This window comes from Halonatronum saccharophilum DSM 13868, from assembly GCF_000517025.1.
Taxonomy (GTDB): Bacteria; Bacillota; Halanaerobiia; order Halobacteroidales; family Halobacteroidaceae; genus Halonatronum; species Halonatronum saccharophilum.
This window is the reverse complement of record NZ_KI912095.1, coordinates 20,279-35,978: the sequence shown is the minus strand read 5'-3', so window position 1 is coordinate 35,978 and position 15,700 is coordinate 20,279. Positions and strand designations below refer to the sequence as shown.

General features: G+C 36.5%; 12 protein-coding genes, 2 rRNA genes and 1 other RNA gene (1 of these 15 only partly in view). All 15 read right to left on the bottom strand.

All coding sequences use genetic code 11. The features are described from left to right. A 23S ribosomal RNA gene (locus HALSAC_RS17380) occupies positions 1 to 345 on the bottom strand; it reaches 1,860 nt to the left of the window's first position. Between the two features lie 129 nt (positions 346 to 474). Next, positions 475 to 2,009, bottom strand: a 16S ribosomal RNA gene (locus tag HALSAC_RS0107255). The 16S and 23S rRNA genes sit together here, the layout of an rRNA operon. A gap of 427 nt (positions 2,010 to 2,436) precedes the next feature. Beyond that, positions 2,437 to 2,958, bottom strand: a complete 522-nt coding sequence (locus HALSAC_RS15275; RefSeq protein WP_051412127.1) for a class I SAM-dependent methyltransferase — start codon at positions 2,956 to 2,958, stop codon at positions 2,437 to 2,439. A gap of 83 nt (positions 2,959 to 3,041) precedes the next feature. Next, the gene (mnmA, locus tag HALSAC_RS0107245; protein WP_027339717.1) at positions 3,042 to 4,118 is read right to left on the bottom strand and encodes a tRNA 2-thiouridine(34) synthase MnmA; all 1,077 of its coding nucleotides are present in this window, start codon (positions 4,116 to 4,118) and stop codon (positions 3,042 to 3,044) included. 111 nt (positions 4,119 to 4,229) lie between these two features. Continuing rightward, the gene (gene nifU / locus HALSAC_RS0107240) at positions 4,230 to 4,661 is read right to left on the bottom strand and encodes a Fe-S cluster assembly scaffold protein NifU (RefSeq protein ID WP_027339716.1); all 432 of its coding nucleotides are present in this window, start codon (positions 4,659 to 4,661) and stop codon (positions 4,230 to 4,232) included. A gap of 166 nt (positions 4,662 to 4,827) precedes the next feature. Further along, the gene (gene nifS / locus HALSAC_RS0107235; protein ID WP_027339715.1) at positions 4,828 to 5,994 is read right to left on the bottom strand and encodes a cysteine desulfurase NifS; all 1,167 of its coding nucleotides are present in this window, start codon (positions 5,992 to 5,994) and stop codon (positions 4,828 to 4,830) included. A 56-nt stretch (positions 5,995 to 6,050) separates the two neighbouring features. After that, on the bottom strand, positions 6,051 to 6,509 hold the full coding sequence (locus tag HALSAC_RS0107230) for an RrF2 family transcriptional regulator (RefSeq protein ID WP_027339714.1): 459 nt from the start codon (positions 6,507 to 6,509) through the stop codon (positions 6,051 to 6,053). A gap of 320 nt (positions 6,510 to 6,829) precedes the next feature. Further along, a complete protein-coding gene (locus HALSAC_RS0107225; protein ID WP_027339713.1) occupies positions 6,830 to 7,456 on the bottom strand; it encodes an IMPACT family protein in 627 nt (208 codons plus the stop codon). A 213-nt stretch (positions 7,457 to 7,669) separates the two neighbouring features. Continuing rightward, on the bottom strand, positions 7,670 to 8,977 hold the full coding sequence (locus HALSAC_RS0107220; protein WP_027339712.1) for an AAA family ATPase: 1,308 nt from the start codon (positions 8,975 to 8,977) through the stop codon (positions 7,670 to 7,672). Positions 8,978 to 9,166: 189 nt separating this feature from the next. Beyond that, positions 9,167 to 9,970 carry a Cof-type HAD-IIB family hydrolase gene (locus tag HALSAC_RS0107215; protein WP_027339711.1) on the bottom strand — a complete coding sequence of 268 codons (804 nt, stop codon included), beginning with the start codon at positions 9,968 to 9,970 and terminating at the stop codon, positions 9,167 to 9,169. Between the two features lie 91 nt (positions 9,971 to 10,061). Beyond that, positions 10,062 to 10,616: a 5-formyltetrahydrofolate cyclo-ligase gene (locus tag HALSAC_RS0107210; protein WP_245579444.1), complete on the bottom strand. Its 555-nt coding sequence runs from the start codon at positions 10,614 to 10,616 to the stop codon at positions 10,062 to 10,064. Positions 10,617 to 10,803: 187 nt separating this feature from the next. Next, a non-coding RNA gene (gene ssrS, locus HALSAC_RS16840) (6S RNA) lies at positions 10,804 to 10,985 on the bottom strand. Positions 10,986 to 11,094: 109 nt separating this feature from the next. Next, a complete protein-coding gene (gene aspS / locus HALSAC_RS0107205) occupies positions 11,095 to 12,873 on the bottom strand; it encodes an aspartate--tRNA ligase (RefSeq protein ID WP_027339709.1) in 1,779 nt (592 codons plus the stop codon). A 21-nt stretch (positions 12,874 to 12,894) separates the two neighbouring features. Then, entirely contained in the window at positions 12,895 to 14,160 is a 1,266-nt protein-coding gene (gene hisS / locus HALSAC_RS0107200) for a histidine--tRNA ligase (protein WP_027339708.1), read from the bottom strand. A 32-nt stretch (positions 14,161 to 14,192) separates the two neighbouring features. Beyond that, a complete protein-coding gene (locus HALSAC_RS16415; protein WP_051412126.1) occupies positions 14,193 to 15,698 on the bottom strand; it encodes a peptidylprolyl isomerase in 1,506 nt (501 codons plus the stop codon). Positions 15,699 to 15,700 lie beyond the last annotated feature (2 nt).

The window sequence follows — 15,700 nt, the reverse complement described above, 5'->3', positions numbered from 1 at the left end:
ATCTTTTTATGGTAAGATCTGATAGTCCTACAACCCTATAACAGCAACGCCCATAAGCTTGACACTGTTATAGTTTGGACTCTTCCCGTTTCGCTCGCCGCTACTTAGGGAATCGCTTTTGCTTTCCTTTCCTCGAGTTACTAAGATGTTTCAGTTCACTCGGTTCCCCTCTTAAAGCTATGAATTCACTTTAAGATGATAGGTTATTGACCTACCAGGTACTCCCATTCGGAAATCCTTGAGTTATAGCTTGTGTGCAGCTAGTCAAGGCTTATCGCAGCTTACCACGTCCTTTATCGGCTTCTAGCACCAAGGCATCCACCATGCGCCCTTAATATCTTAATCTAGACGCGTTAAAATTGTAATCTATTATTTGTGCAGTTTTCAAAGTACAAAGTTTGAGAGATTTAGTCTCTCAAAACTGAACAATGTAAATTCAACCAGCCAACGACTAGAGTTGAAATAACTCCTTAGAAAGGAGGTGATCCAGCCGCACCTTCCGGTACGGCTACCTTGTTACGACTTCACCCCCCTTATCAGGCACACCTTCGGCATCTCCTTCTTACGTTAGGCCGATGACTTCTGGTGCCCCCGACTCGGGTGGTGTGACGGGCGGTGTGTACAAGGCCCGGGAACGTATTCACCGCGACATTCTGATCCGCGATTACTAGCGATTCCAGCTTCATGCAGGCGAGTTGCAGCCTGCAATCCGAACTGAGATCTACTTTAGAGATTAGCATCATCTCGCGATGTAGCCACCCTCTGTATAGACCATTGTAGCACGTGTGTAGCCCAAAACATAAGGGGCATGATGACTTGACGTCATCCCCACCTTCCTCCGCGTTTTTCCGCGGCAGTCTCCCTAGAGTCCCCGACATTACTCGCTGGCAACTAAGGATAGGGGTTGCGCTCGTTACGGGACTTAACCCAACATCTCACGACACGAGCTGACGACAGCCATGCACCACCTGTCTCCTCTATTCTCAAAGAGAAAACCTTCGATTAAGAAGTAGTTAGAGGGATGTCAAGTTTTGGTAAGGTTCTTCGCGTTGCTTCGAATTAAACCACATGCTCCACCGCTTGTGCGGGCCCCCGTCAATTCCTTTGAGTTTCAACCTTGCGGTCGTAATCCCCAGGTGGGATACTTAATGCGTTAACTGCGGCACCGAAGGAGTCGAACCTCCAACACCTAGTATCCATCGTTTACGGCTAGGACTACCGGGGTATCTAATCCCGTTTGCTACCCTAGCTTTCGTACCTCAGCGTCAGGTATAAGTTAGAAAGCTGCTTTCGCCATCGGTATTCTTCCTAATATCTACGTATTTCACCACTACACTAGGAATTCCGCTTTCTTCTCTTAACCTCAAGTTTGGCAGTATCAAAGGCAGTTCACCAGTTGAGCTGGTGGATTTCACCTCTGACTTACCAAACCGCCTGCGTACCCTTTACACCCAATGATTCCGGACAACGCTCGCCCTCTACGTATTACCGCGGCTGCTGGCACGTAGTTAGCCAGGGCTTCCTCCAAAGGTACCGTCAGCTTCAAGTGATATTAGCACTTAAAGTGTTCTTCCCTAAGGACAGAACTTTACGACCCGAAGGCCTTCATCATTCACGCGGCGTTGCTCCGTCAGACTTTCGTCCATTGCGGAAGATTCCCCACTGCAGCCTCCCGTAGGAGTCTGGGCCGTGTCTCAGTCCCAGTGTGGCCGATCACCCTCTCAGGTCGGCTACCCATTGTTGCCTTGGTGAGCTTTTATCTCACCAACTAGCTAATGGGACGCAGGCTCATCTTTAAGCGACAGCAAAAGCCGCCTTTGCTCCAAAAGGAGTTTATCCGGTATTAGCTTCCCTTTCGAGAAGTTATCCCAAACTTAAAGGTAGATAACCCACGCGTTACTCACCCGTCCGCCGCTTTACTCACTACCGAAGTAGCTTTCTCGCTCGACTTGCATGTGTTAAGCACGCCGCCAGCGTTCGTCCTGAGCCAGGATCAAACTCTCCATTAAAATATTTATTTAAATGCATAAGCATTTAATTACGAGTTTGAAATAGCTCTTTACAAACAAAACTTGGCTTGGTTGAAAATTTACATTGTTCAGTTTTCAAAGACCAAATTGATTATTTTCTTTGCGCTCTTTAACAAGCGACAATAAGTATTATATCCAATCACTAAGTCATTGTCAAGAAGTTTTTGAAAACTTCAAAAAGAAAAAATTACGCTTCTAAATATCTTTCATCCGACAAATCCCTTTTTAGCGAAGGACAAGAATTAGTATAACAAATGTCTCAAAGAAGGTCAAGAGTTTTTTTAATAATTTAGAAATCAAATAAAAACTGCAAGAACCTCATATGCAACGTTTTATATAATAACACCATTAATCTACATTGTCAATCATTTTTTATTACTTTTTCATTACTTTTTTGATACTTTATTTAATTAGATGCTTTAATATATAACCCAACTAATGAATACTTACTATATCTACTTTTAATTAAATTGAAACCCCTAGATAAGACTAATTCATTTAATTCATTTTGATTAAAAGCCTTATTACAGCTCTTTGGGGTAATCCCTCGTCGTCTTCTCACTTCTATTAATAGACAACCTCCTGTTTTTAATTTAAAATATGAGTTATCTATATACCTGATTCTAATTTCAACCCCTTCTATTATATTTAGAACAAAATTGGATATTACTAAGTCAACCTTCAAATCATAGGAGGAAATTTTATTATAATCAATTAGCCCTTTTAACTTTATATTCGAATAATATCTCTTTGACCTTTCTAATTGCTCCATCTTATCTACTGCATAAACTTCAAAGCCTCTCTCACTTAAATAAATAGAGTTTTTTAGTTTTCCTGCGCCATAATCAATTATACTATTAATCTCGTTCTCTTCAAAGAAATCGATTGATTCTACAACAGATTTACAGGGTTTATATAATTTGATCACTCCTTTTCAATTATATCTTTCCCAGATATAATTGAAAAAACCCGATTTAGTACTAAATCGGGTTTTTATAAAATAAGATTAGTCTATTCTATTATACCTCCACCTACAACTGTATCTTCATTATAAAACACTACAGATTGACCTGGTGTAATTGCTCTTTGACTCTCTTCAAATAATACTTTAACTCTCCCACCATCCATAGGTTTGATAGTAGCTGGAGCAGCAGATGTATTATACCTTATCTTCGCTGTTACTTTCATAGGCTCATTTAAATCTACAATGGCTACCCAGTTAATATCTCTAGCTATCAACTCTTTAGCAAAGACATCTTCATTTTCACCAACTATTACAGCATTTTTCTCCTTATCAAGCTTAACTACATACCATCTCTTATGAGTTTCAAGACCCAACCCTTTTCTTTGACCAATAGTATAGAAAGGGAGACCTTTATGACGCCCAAGTATATTACCTTCTACGTCTAAAATTGGCCCCTCCTTCAAAATCTGAGGATAGTTCTCCTTTAAGAAACGGTTATAATCATCATCTGGAATAAAACAGATCTCTTGACTATCTGGCTTGTTATAGACCCTTAACCCAAATTCTTGGGCCAACTTCCTAGTCTCCTCTTTATGATATCCAGCCAAAGGTAATAGAGTATGCTTAAGCTGATCTTGAGTCATATTATACAATGTATAACTCTGATCCTTCTTAAGATCTTCTCCCCTTCTAATTATATAGCGTCCTTCTTTATTCTCATCTATCTTAGCATAATGACCAGTTGCCATATAATAGGCTCCTAACTCCTTAGCTTTTCTCAGAAAAGCCTCAAACTTTATCTCCTTATTACAGACTATACAAGGGTTAGGAGTTCTGCCCTGGGCATACTCATCCTTAAAATTCTTAATAACCTTCTCCTCAAATATATCTTGAAAGTTAATCACATAAAAAGGGATATCTAAATTATTAGCAACCCTTCTAGCATCCTCTACCGCCGACAATGAACAGCACCCTCCTTCATTATCCTTAGGTATCTCTGAAGAGGGCCAAATCTGCATAGTAATACCAATAACCTCATACCCCTCTTCCTTCAACAAAGCAGCAGTAAGTGAGCTATCTACCCCACCACTCATTGCAACAACTACACGATTCTTATCCAACATAAATTTCACCCTTTACCTTTTTTATAATGTAGAATTGATAATGTCCAATGTACAATTAAGATCTAAGAACTTATTAATTGTACATTGGACATTATTCATTATTAATTATTTTTATATGCTACATCCATGATCGAAGTCATTATGCTCATGGTGATGATGATCTTCACACTCATTCTTAGTTTCAAGTCCAAGATAATTATCAATAGCTTTCTTTAAAGCGTCTGCAGCTAGATTAGAACAGTGCATCTTAGCTGGTGGTAATCCACCTAAAGCTTCAGCCACAGCTTTATTAGTCAACTCTTGAGCTTCTTTTACACTCTTGCCCTTAACAAGCTCAGTTGCAATACTGCTTGTTGCAATAGCTGCTCCACAACCAAAGGTCTTAAACTTAATATCAGTTATCTTATCGTCAGCAACCTTAATATACATCTTCATAATGTCTCCACACTTAGCATTACCTACAGTACCAACACCATCGGCACCCTCAAGCTCTCCAACATTTCTTGGATTTTCAAAATGATCCATAACCTTATCTGTATACATCTGTAACACCCCTTTTATTTAGCTGTCAGCTATCAGCAAAAAATCTTTATTACAAAGATTTTTTATCTTTTAAAAACTCTCAGATCAGCCTTCAGCCAATTTTTTATTCTTTGCTCTTAAGAACTTAACTTTCAATTTTCAATTATCAACTATCAATTGTTCTTCGCTACCCGTTATATATAGGTGACATTGACCTTAAATCAGCTACAACCTTAGGTAAAACTTCAAGAACTCGATCAACCTCTGCTTTAGTATTATATTTCCCTAATGTTAGTCTTAAGGAACCATGAGCTACCTCATGAGTTAACCCCATAGACAAAAGTACATGAGAAGGATCTAAAGATCCAGAGGTACAAGCCGAACCACTTGAAGCTGCTATCCCTGCCAGATCCAACTTCATTAAAATAGATTCACCTTCAATATATTTAATACTCACATTTACATTTCCAGGTAACCTTTTCTCTCTATGACCATTTAACTTAATATGGTCAATCCTCTCCTCAATACCACTTATCAATTTATCTCTTAAAGAAACTAACTTCTCTTGTTTCTGTTCTAGACCTTCCATAGCAATCTCGGCTGCTTTACCCAAACCTACTATTGCCGGAACATTTTCAGTAGTGGCCCTTCGGTTTCTTTCTTGAGCACCACCATGCATAAATTTATTGATCCTAGTTCCTTTTCTAATATATAAAGCACCTACACCCTTTGGCCCATTAAACTTATGACCTGATAGAGATAACAAGTCTACATTTAATTCATTTACATCTACAGGAATAGTCCCTACTGCCTGTACAGCATCTGTATGAAAAGTTACTCCCGCTTCTTTAGCAATTTCACCTATTTGAGCAATAGGTTGAATTGTTCCAACCTCATTATTTGCCATCATAATAGTAATCAAAATCGTATCTTCTCTAATCGCATCCTTTACATCTTCAGGATTAACAAGCCCATCCTCATCCACAGGAAGGTAAGTAACTTCAAAGCCTCTTCTCTTCTCTAGGTATTTACATGTATGTAAGACTGCATGGTGCTCTACAGCTGAAGTAATTATATGCTTTCCTTTAGCTTCTAAAGCAGAGGCGACACCTTTAATTGCATAGTTATCTGCCTCTGTTCCTCCACTAGTAAAGATAAGCTCTTTTGTATAGTCTGCACCTATCAACTCAACAACTTTATCCCTAGCTTCAGTTATAGCATTCCTTCCTTCTCTCCCAAAAGAATGAAAGCTTGATGGATTCCCATAAACTTCGCTAAAGTAAGGCTGCATAGCCTCAATAACTTTAGGATCTACTGGAGTTGTAGCCCCATTATCCATATATACTTTAGTCATTATAACTCCTCCTTCACTCTAATTTATTCTATTAATCTTAAGATAATATTCATTTACTAAATGTGATACATATATCCATGCTGATCTCCTTTTTGCTTTGCATTAATAGCTTCTTGTCTTAAATCTTCTAAAGTTATAGAGTCTAAAACTTCATCAATACTATCTTTCATCTTCTTCCAAATCATCTTAACTACACAATCAGCACTATTCTCACATTCTTCTTTTACCTCATCAGCAATACAGTCAGTAGGCGCTATTGGCCCTTCTAAAATTCTTATTATATCACCAATTGTTATCTCTTCTGCTTCTTTTGCTAAAAGATAACCACCATGAGCACCACGAACACTATTAACCATCCCTTCTTTTCTAAGATGAGCAATCAATTGTTCTAGATAATGCTCAGAGATTTTCTGCCTTTCAGCAATACTCCTTAGTGGAATTGGCCCATTTCCTTGGTTTAAAGCTAGATCAAACATAGCTCTAACACCGTATCTCCCCTTAGTTGAAAGCTTCATAATTTAACCTCCTTTTAATCCCGACCTCTGTTCTTGGTATTCGATAAATTTATCATACCATACTGTTAAAGATATGTCAATTAGCTTTTTATACTTTTTCTATAAATACTTATTTTGATATTGCAATTATAGATATTATTTATGAATATATGTATTTATAATTATTAACCTTAGCAAATATAATTATGTAAAACGTCTTAAAGACCTAAGCTAAAATCAAAAATCACCTTACCTACCTTCTATCCCTTCCCCCTATCCCTTGACCTTGATTTTAATTGTAAAATGTCAACTGTAAATTGTACATTACTCTTAACTGTCCCTTACCTAAAGTAGTCCTCACCCAACTCAAAGCTAGCTCCTCCTCTAGTCACATCAACAACCCTCTTCTTAAAAGCTTCTAGATAAGTAGGCTTAATTATTGCAGTTATTACTACCCCTTCATTCTTATACTCTATATTAACAATCTCACCTCTATTACCTTCTAAATCATTGATAACTCCTCCCATATTATCATAAGAGACTAAAATTGAGAGCTTAGTATAGCGAACCTTCTCTATTATACCTGCTACTCTAATTACTTCTCTAACCTCTCCTCCATAAGCCCTTATCAATCCACCAACTCCATGCTTAGTTCCACCATAGTACCTGGTAACTACTACTGCTAAATTGGTCACTCCTTCACCCTCAATAGCTTGCAAAGAAGGAGGTCCAGAAGAACCAGCAGGCTCTCCATCATCACTGCAGCCTTTATCTGCTCTATCACCTAAGCCTACCTTAAAAGCATAAACATTATGGGTTGCATCAGAAAATTCATCAGAGATATCCCTGATGAATTCTTGAGCATCTTGAACTGACCTTACTTTTTTAATTGAAGTTATAAACTTACAATCCTTTATCTTATTCTCTATTCTTAAATCCTTAGCTATAGTCTTATATTTATCTAGCATCATATCCCTTCTCTCTATAAGTTGCGTAGTATAGTAATAAAGCGGAGCTTTATTACTGGTGATGAGTAATCAGTAATGAGTAATGGGTAAAACCTTAAGAAAACAGAAACCCCTTTGTCACCTAAGACTTATAAGAGGTTTTGAGATTTTGACTTTACTCATTACTCTTCACTCATTACCCATTACTAGCGGCACGAAAGTGCCACTTTACTATTAAGTTAAACTCTCCAAATACTCCCTAATCCTCTTCTCATAACCATTCTCTGTAGGATTATAAAAGTTCTCCCTAAGAAGTTCTTTGGGAAGGTAGGTCTGTTTTATGTAATTGTTTGGATAGTTATGGGGGTACTTATAACCTGCTCCATAGCCAAGATCTTTGGCCCCTTTGTAATGAGTATCACGTAAATGAGGTGGAACTCCAGAATCACCTTTCTCTTTTACAACACCTATAGCCTTATCTATCCCCTTTACCACAGCACTACTCTTGGGAGCACTTGCAATATATATAGCTGCCTGGGCCAACGGTATTCTAGCCTCTGGCATACCTAGATAATCAAGAGCTTGAGCTGCTCCCACTGCTACTAAAAGAGCATGGGGGTTAGCGTTTCCTACATCCTCAGAGGCATGAACTATCATCCTCCTAACAATAAAACGAGGATCTTCTCCTGCTTCAATCATCTTTGCCATCCAATAAAGTGCTGCATCGGGATCACTTCCTCTTAAACTCTTAATGAAAGCAGAGATAACATCATAATGGTTATCGCCAGACTTATCATAGTGGATAGCTTTCTCTTGAATAGATTCTTCAGCTACTCCTAAGGTTATTCTCCTTACCCCTTTCTTTTCTGGGGTAGTCAAAACAGCCAGTTCCAAAGCATTTAACGCCCTTCTAGCATCGCCATTTGATACCCTAGCTAGATGATTTAAAGCCTCTGAACTGACTTCCACACTATACTCTCCTAGACCTCTTTCTTTATCCTCCAAAGCTCTTTTTAATATAGAACTTACCTCTTTGACTCCTAAGAGCTTTAATTTAAATATCCTAGATCGAGATATCAATGGAGAGTTAACCTCAAAGTAAGGATTCTCTGTTGTAGCACCAATCAAGGTTACTATACCATCCTCTACCGAGGGTAATAAAGCATCCTGCTGACTCTTATTAAATCTATGTACCTCATCAATAAAGAGAACCGTCCTTTTAGAGTACATACCTCTACGTTCTTTGGCCCTTTTAATCACCTTTCTAATATCCTTTACTCCAGAAGTGACAGCATTCAAACTCTCAAATTCAGCCTCAGTAGTATTAGCAATAATCTGGGCCAACGTTGTCTTTCCAGTACCTGGAGGTCCATAAAAGATAGCAGATTGCAATCTATCTATCTCAATAGCCCTTCTTAAAAGTCTACCTTCACCTACTATCTCCTCTTGACCGATAAATTCATCTAAACTTTTTGGCCTCATCCTGACTGCTAAAGGCTTATTACTACTACTATTCTCAATATTTTGGCTAAACAGATCCATACCTAAAACCTCCATTAGAAATTATCTAACACTTAACAGGAATGTAGTTGTACTTTCGTACAACTAGTAATGGGTAATGAGTGATGAGTAAGATTAAAATATCAAGAATTATTATAAACTCTAGGGAACAACAAGATTTCTTTTTTAAGACTTTACCCATTACCTATTACTGATTACTCATCACTAATACTAAAGCTCCCTCTGACCCTCCACAATTATCTTTTCTAGTGCATAAGCAACCCCATCTTCTTCGTTACTCTTAGTAACAAGATCGGCTGCATTCTTTACACCTTGAGGTGAATTATCCATAGCTATCGATAAACCAGCCACTTCAAACATAGCAACATCATTAAAGTTATTACCTATTGCTATTATCTCTTTGGCTTCTATTCCCATACGTTCTATCATATACTCTAAAGCTTTCCCTTTTGAAACCTCTAAATTCATTACTTCCAATATATACTCTTCAGATGATGTAATATATAATGAACCCTGATATCTATTAAATAACTCTTTAAAAGACTTGGATATCTCCTCTACTTCTCCTGAAAAAATAATTTTAATCGGACTTTTTTGAAGGTTAACATCTTTAACTAAATGCGCCTCTAACCCCTCTAAGTCTCTATGTATTTCTACTAATTCCTCACTTAAGGTAATTACCTTGCCTTCATAATAAAAACTTATCCCATAATCTTTGCTCAACCCATAATCCAATATTTCTTTAGCCATTTCAATCCCTATTCCAGTCTTTTTATAAACCTTTTCCGTCAAAGGACACTTTATAATTGAACCATTAGCAGTTACCAAAGGAAGGTATACCTCTAATTCCTTGGTATAAGGATATAAAGAATTATAAGGTCTCCCACTAGCCAAAACAAAGTTAATACCTTCATTTGCTAATTTAATAATTACTTCTTTATTCTTCTTAGAAACTTGATGTTTATCATTTAATAAAGTCCCATCCATATCTATTGCTACAAGTTTATAACTCATCTTGCACCTCCATTTAATCAATTTCACTATAATAATTCTCTTTAATTTATAAAAAACCTTTTTATAAACTTGCTTCTTTTCAATACCTTTACTATATACAGTTAACAACTTCTCTTTCAGTAACTATCTTATCTACCTTTACATCATAACCATCTACAACTACCTTACCTATAATCTGTAAATCAAAGCAGATAGCTACCCTCTTGACCTTCAAGTTATCACTTAATAAACGATCATAATATCCACCACCATAACCTAAACGATTTCCTTCTTTATCAAAAGCTAAACCAGGCATAACAACCAAATCTACTTCAGAAATATCAACCGATCTAAAAAACTCCTTCTTAGGCTCTAAAATACCATAACCACTCCTCCCCAATTCCAAATCATAATCTTTTAGTTCTGATAGTTCTAACTTTTTCTCTTCTAAATTAGTAATAGGTACGACTACCTTCTTACCTAGTTTTAAAGATTCTTTAATCATAGATTCAGTCCTAACCTCATTTTTAAATGAAACGAAAAAGAGGAGCTTATCAGCGGTCTTAAACTCTTCTAGTTCAAATAATTTCTCCTCTATACTCAAACTCTTAGCCATTATATCTTCTATCGATAACTCCCCCCTTACCTTTAACATTTTTTTGCGCAACTTACTTTTAGCTTTTCTAATTTTAACTCACCCCTTCATACTATATTATAAAACAGATCATGCCAAGGCCAATTTTAACTATCATCAATTAGTTGAAATCTTCAAAATCATAACTTCTACTTATAATTCATACTATAAATTTATTTAATAACAAAAAACCAGCCCTAGGCTGGTTTTATTATGTAATAGATGTTCCGCAGTGCCGCACTAGATTTATTATTTTGCTCTCTTTTAAATTAAGTGGGTGCCCTCTCATCTGAATTACATGTCCACTCTAAGGAGGCTTATGCGCCGCAAATGAAGTCCAGGCTCCCTTTCAATATAGTGTTGGGCAAAATATTAATCCGATCACGTACACCGCAGAACAATCTTATTAAATTGCTTTCTTCCTTAACTCTATTAAAATAATATCATAACTTTGATATTATCTCAAGGGAAAATAATTTACAAATAATGGTTTTGTTCTTTCTATAATAACTTACTCTTCTTCTATTTCAATATCAACCTCTAAACTCAATTCTTCTAACTGCTTTTGATCTACAAAAGACGGTGCTTCTGTTAAAAGACAGGTTGCACGTTGAGTTTTAGGGAAGGCTATTACATCTCTGATACTCTCTAGCCCACCAAGTAACATTACCAATCTATCTAACCCAAAGGCAATACCACCATGAGGCGGAGCACCATATTTAAATGCTTCTAATAAGAAACCAAACTTCTCTTCAATCTCATCTTCTTTCATATTTAAAAGATTGAATATCTTCTCTTGAAGTTCACTATCATTAATTCTTATACTTCCTCCACCAATCTCAATTCCATTCAAGACTAAATCATAAGCTTGAGAAAGCACCTTATCTGCATCCCCTTCTAAAAGATCCATATCTTCATCTTTTGGCATTGTGAAAGGATGGTGTAAAGATACATATCTCTTTTCATCCTCATCCCATTCAAATAATGGGAAATCAGTCACCCAAACAAACTCAAATTTGCCCTCATCAATCAACTCTAACCCCTTAGCTAATTTAAGCCTTAAATTGCCCAAGGAAGCTGCAACTACCTTAGGAGAATCAGCAACAAATAGTAATAGATCTCCTGCTTCACCACCCATAGTAGAGACAATATTATCTAACTCTTCTTCAGATAAGAATTTAGCAATCTGAGACTTAATACCATCTTCTTCAACCTTAATCCAAGCTAAACCCTTGGCCCCGTAGATCCCTACATAATCAGTTAAGTCATCAATATTTTTTCTAGAGAAATCTGCACATCCTTTAGCATTAATCCCTTTAACTTGTCCACCTTTAGCAACAGTACCACTAAAGACTTTAAACTGACTATCTTTAACAACCTCTGATATATCTATAAGTTCCATCTCAAATCTCATATCTGGTCTATCACTACCAAAGCGATCCATCGCCTCTTTATAAGTAATATGAGGGAAATCTTCTGGCTTATCATATCCAACAGATACGAATATTTCTTGGATCATCCCCTCAACTAAACTTAAAATTTCATCCATATTCATAAAAGAAACCTCTAAATCTATCTGAGTAAACTCAGGTTGGCGATCTGCTCTTAAATCTTCATCTCTAAAGCAACGAGTAATCTGATAGTACCTTTCCATACCAGAAACCATCAACAATTGTTTAAACAATTGAGGCGATTGAGGCAAAGCAAAGAACTTACCTCCATTAACCCTACTTGGAACCAAATAGTCCCGAGCCCCTTCTGGTGTACTCTTAGTCAAAATAGGTGTTTCTATCTCTAAGAAGTCATTACTATCTAAGTAATCTCTAACAGCCTTCTTTACTTTATGTCTTAATATGAGATTATCTTGCATCGGCTTTCTTCTTAAGTCCAAGTACCTATACTTAAGTCGCATCTCTTCTCCTGAATTTATCTCATCTTCAATAAAAATTGGAGGTGTATTAGCCTCGTCTAAAATATGTAGCTCAGTAGCATAAACCTCTATCTCACCCGTCTTTAAATCTTCATTTACCATCCCATCAGGTCTTGCTCTTACTTCTGCTTTTAATGCAATAACATACTCTTTTCTTAAATCATTTGCTACTTCAAACATAGGTTCTGATACCTCAGGGCTAAATACAACCTGAACTAAACCAAATCTATCTCTTAAATCTACAAATATAACTCCACCATGATCTCTTCTTCTTTGCACCCATCCCATTAGTGTTACTTCTTCTCCTACCTGCTCACTTCTTACATCACCACAGTAATGGGTTCTACTCAATCCCTTCATCCCACTCATCTTCCTTACCTCCTAATTTTCTATACGATCTGTCATCTCTTCTACCAATTTTTTTAGTTCAACTTCTACTTGATCTCCTATCTTCATATCTCTAATTGTAGCTACACCCTTTTGTAGTTCATCTTCTCCTAAGATTATGCTATAACTTGCATTATTACGATCAGCTGCCTTCATCTGTCCTTTAACACTTCGCCCAAGGTAATCCATCTCCACCTTAAGACCTGCTCTTCTTAGTTTATGTAAGTAAGAGAAAGCGCTCCTTTGAGCTTCTTCACCAATTGTAATAACAAATAAATCGATACTCTCATCTATTGGAAGTTCTATCCCTTGTTCTTCTAAGGTCAATAGTATCCTTTCCATCCCCATAGCAAAACCTATGCCCGGAACATCTCTTCTACCAATCTCTTGGGCCAACCCATCATAGCGTCCACCACCAAAGATAGTATCTTGTGCACCTAAGCCCTTATAAATTATTTCAAAAGCTGTTCTCGTATAATAATCTAAACCTCTAACCAACTTAGGATTCAATATATAATCTATATCTAATAAGTCCAAGAAAGTTTTAACTTCAGAAAAATGATCACCACATTCATCACATATCTCCTCATGTATCTTAGGAGCCTCTGCTAAAAAGTTTTTATCCTTATCAACTTTACAATCCAATATTCTCAAAGGACTTCTTTCATATCTACTCTGACAGTCAGAACATAATTCCTCTAAGTAAGGCTTAAAATACTCAATCAACTTTTCTTTATAAGATTCCCTACATTTTGGGCACCCCACACTATTTAAATGAACCTCTAAACCCTCCAAACCTAGTTCTCTTAAGATTTCTAGCCCCAATAAAATAACCTCAGCATCTATAGCTGGGCTATCTCCACCTAAAACTTCTACACCTAATTGGTGAAACTGTCTATAACGACCAGATTGAGGCCTTTCATACCTAAACATTTGACCTAAGTAAAAATACTTATTAGGCTGGGCTTTTCCATAGATCTTATTCTCTAGAAAAGATCTAACTACTGAAGCAGTACCTTCAGGTCGAAGAGTAATACTTCTCCCTCCTTTATCCTCAAAGGTATACATCTCCTTCTCTACAATATCTGTTCCTTCACCAATACCCCTTTGAAATAGTCCTGTTTCTTCAAAGATAGGTGTTCTAATCTCCTTATAATTATATCTCTTAAAAACATTCTTTGCTACATTCTCAAGATACTGCCATTTGGCAGTATCTTGAGGTAATATATCATTAGTCCCTCTAGGAGCTTTAACCTTCATCATATCCCTCCAGTTTCATAAAGAAGAGACTATTAATTAACAACCTCTTCATTTCCTCTATTTTGAATCTGTTCAATCTTTTCCATTTGTTCTTGAGCTTTATCTTCTAATCCCATTTGACTATAAATAGTAGCTAGTCTATATTGAGCCATTAAATCACCCTCAGCTAATTCAGAGAAAATTTCAAATTGTGCAATAGCTTTATCTACTTCTCCCTCACTATTATAAAGTTCTCCTAAAGCTAACCTTAACTCTGGATTATTCCCATCATTTTCTAAAGCATCTTCATAAAGATTAATTGCCTTATCAGCCTCTCCACCTCTTTGGTAGATTTGAGCTAAATTAGTATAAAACTCTATATGATCAGGATACTTTTCAACAGCTTCTTCCAAAGTGGAAATCGCTTCATCTAAATTATTATTTCTTTGGTGAATTTGAGCTAGATTATGATAAACATAGTAAGCTCTAGGATTAGTTCTAATTACTTCTTTATATTCAGATATAGCTTGGTCAAAGTCACCACTTAAACTTGCATTAAATGCACTGATCTCTTTATCTTCAATTACTATATCTGATTCATCTCTTACTCCGTCTAACCAATTAATAAATTTTTCTTGCTCTCTTTGGGCCAACATTTCTTTTCTTAACTCTTCCATATCTGCCTCATCAGCAGAGATATCTTTTCTATCAGTTACCTTGATGATATGGTACCCAAATTGAGTCTCTACTAATCCACTTACTTCTCCTGTTTCTAAAGCAAAGGCTTTTTCTTCAAAAGGACCTACCATTTGTCCTCTTCCAAAGAATCCTAAGTCACCACCATTTGCTGCAGAACCATCTTCAGAATACTCTTTAGCTAATTCTCCAAAGTCTTCTCCAGCCTCTAATTTAGTTAATACCTCTTCAGCTATAGCTTTAGCTTCTTCATCATCTTTATCGTGATTTCTAACTAAAATATGGCTTGCTCTTACCTCTGCACTATCTGCTAAAAGTTCTTCATCACTAATCTCAATATCGCCGATTACATTATTAATTACTCCCTCGATCTTAGTTTGAACAGCTAAGCTTTCTCTAATATCCTCTCTTACACCATCCAAAGTCTCACCATGACCACTTAGCATCTTTTCAAACTCTTCTTTTGAAGATGCATAGTACTCAATAACTTGGTTTAATTGTTCTTCTACAATCTCTTCAGAAACATCTTTAGATATTCCAAGTTTATCTGCTTCCTGTAAGATTAATCTTTGATCAATGATATTATCAAGGACACTATTCTTTAACTCTACAATTTGGTTAGCACCAATTTGTCCTTGGTGTTGGCTTAAATAAGAATTTAACTGTTGCTCATATTCATGATACAAGATCTCATCTCCATTTACACTAGCAACTGTATCAGTTGGTCTTTGCGCGTGAACCTGCTTTTGTCCTGAATTCCCTCCTGGAGTATTTAAATACATTACTACTCCCCCTAAAGCAAAAGAAAAAACAACAATATAAATTATTAATTTCATATTATTTCTAAACTTATCCATCAACATTT

What these genes read in the sequence shown, in the direction of transcription:
- HALSAC_RS0107225 (WP_027339713.1), bottom strand. Translation starts at nt 7,456, where the DNA reads ATGCTAGATAAATATAAGACTATAGCTAAGGATTTAAGAATAGAGAAT.
- nifU (WP_027339716.1), bottom strand. Translation starts at nt 4,661, where the DNA reads ATGTATACAGATAAGGTTATGGATCATTTTGAAAATCCAAGAAATGTT.
- HALSAC_RS0107215 (WP_027339711.1), bottom strand. Translation starts at nt 9,970, where the DNA reads ATGAGTTATAAACTTGTAGCAATAGATATGGATGGGACTTTATTAAAT.
- mnmA (WP_027339717.1), bottom strand. Translation starts at nt 4,118, where the DNA reads ATGTTGGATAAGAATCGTGTAGTTGTTGCAATGAGTGGTGGGGTAGAT.
- HALSAC_RS16415 (WP_051412126.1), bottom strand. Translation starts at nt 15,698, where the DNA reads ATGTTGATGGATAAGTTTAGAAATAATATGAAATTAATAATTTATATT.
- aspS (WP_027339709.1), bottom strand. Translation starts at nt 12,873, where the DNA reads ATGAAGGGATTGAGTAGAACCCATTACTGTGGTGATGTAAGAAGTGAG.
- HALSAC_RS0107230 (WP_027339714.1), bottom strand. Translation starts at nt 6,509, where the DNA reads ATGAAGCTTTCAACTAAGGGGAGATACGGTGTTAGAGCTATGTTTGAT.
- HALSAC_RS0107220 (WP_027339712.1), bottom strand. Translation starts at nt 8,977, where the DNA reads ATGGATCTGTTTAGCCAAAATATTGAGAATAGTAGTAGTAATAAGCCT.
- hisS (WP_027339708.1), bottom strand. Translation starts at nt 14,160, where the DNA reads ATGAAGGTTAAAGCTCCTAGAGGGACTAATGATATATTACCTCAAGAT.
- nifS (WP_027339715.1), bottom strand. Translation starts at nt 5,994, where the DNA reads ATGACTAAAGTATATATGGATAATGGGGCTACAACTCCAGTAGATCCT.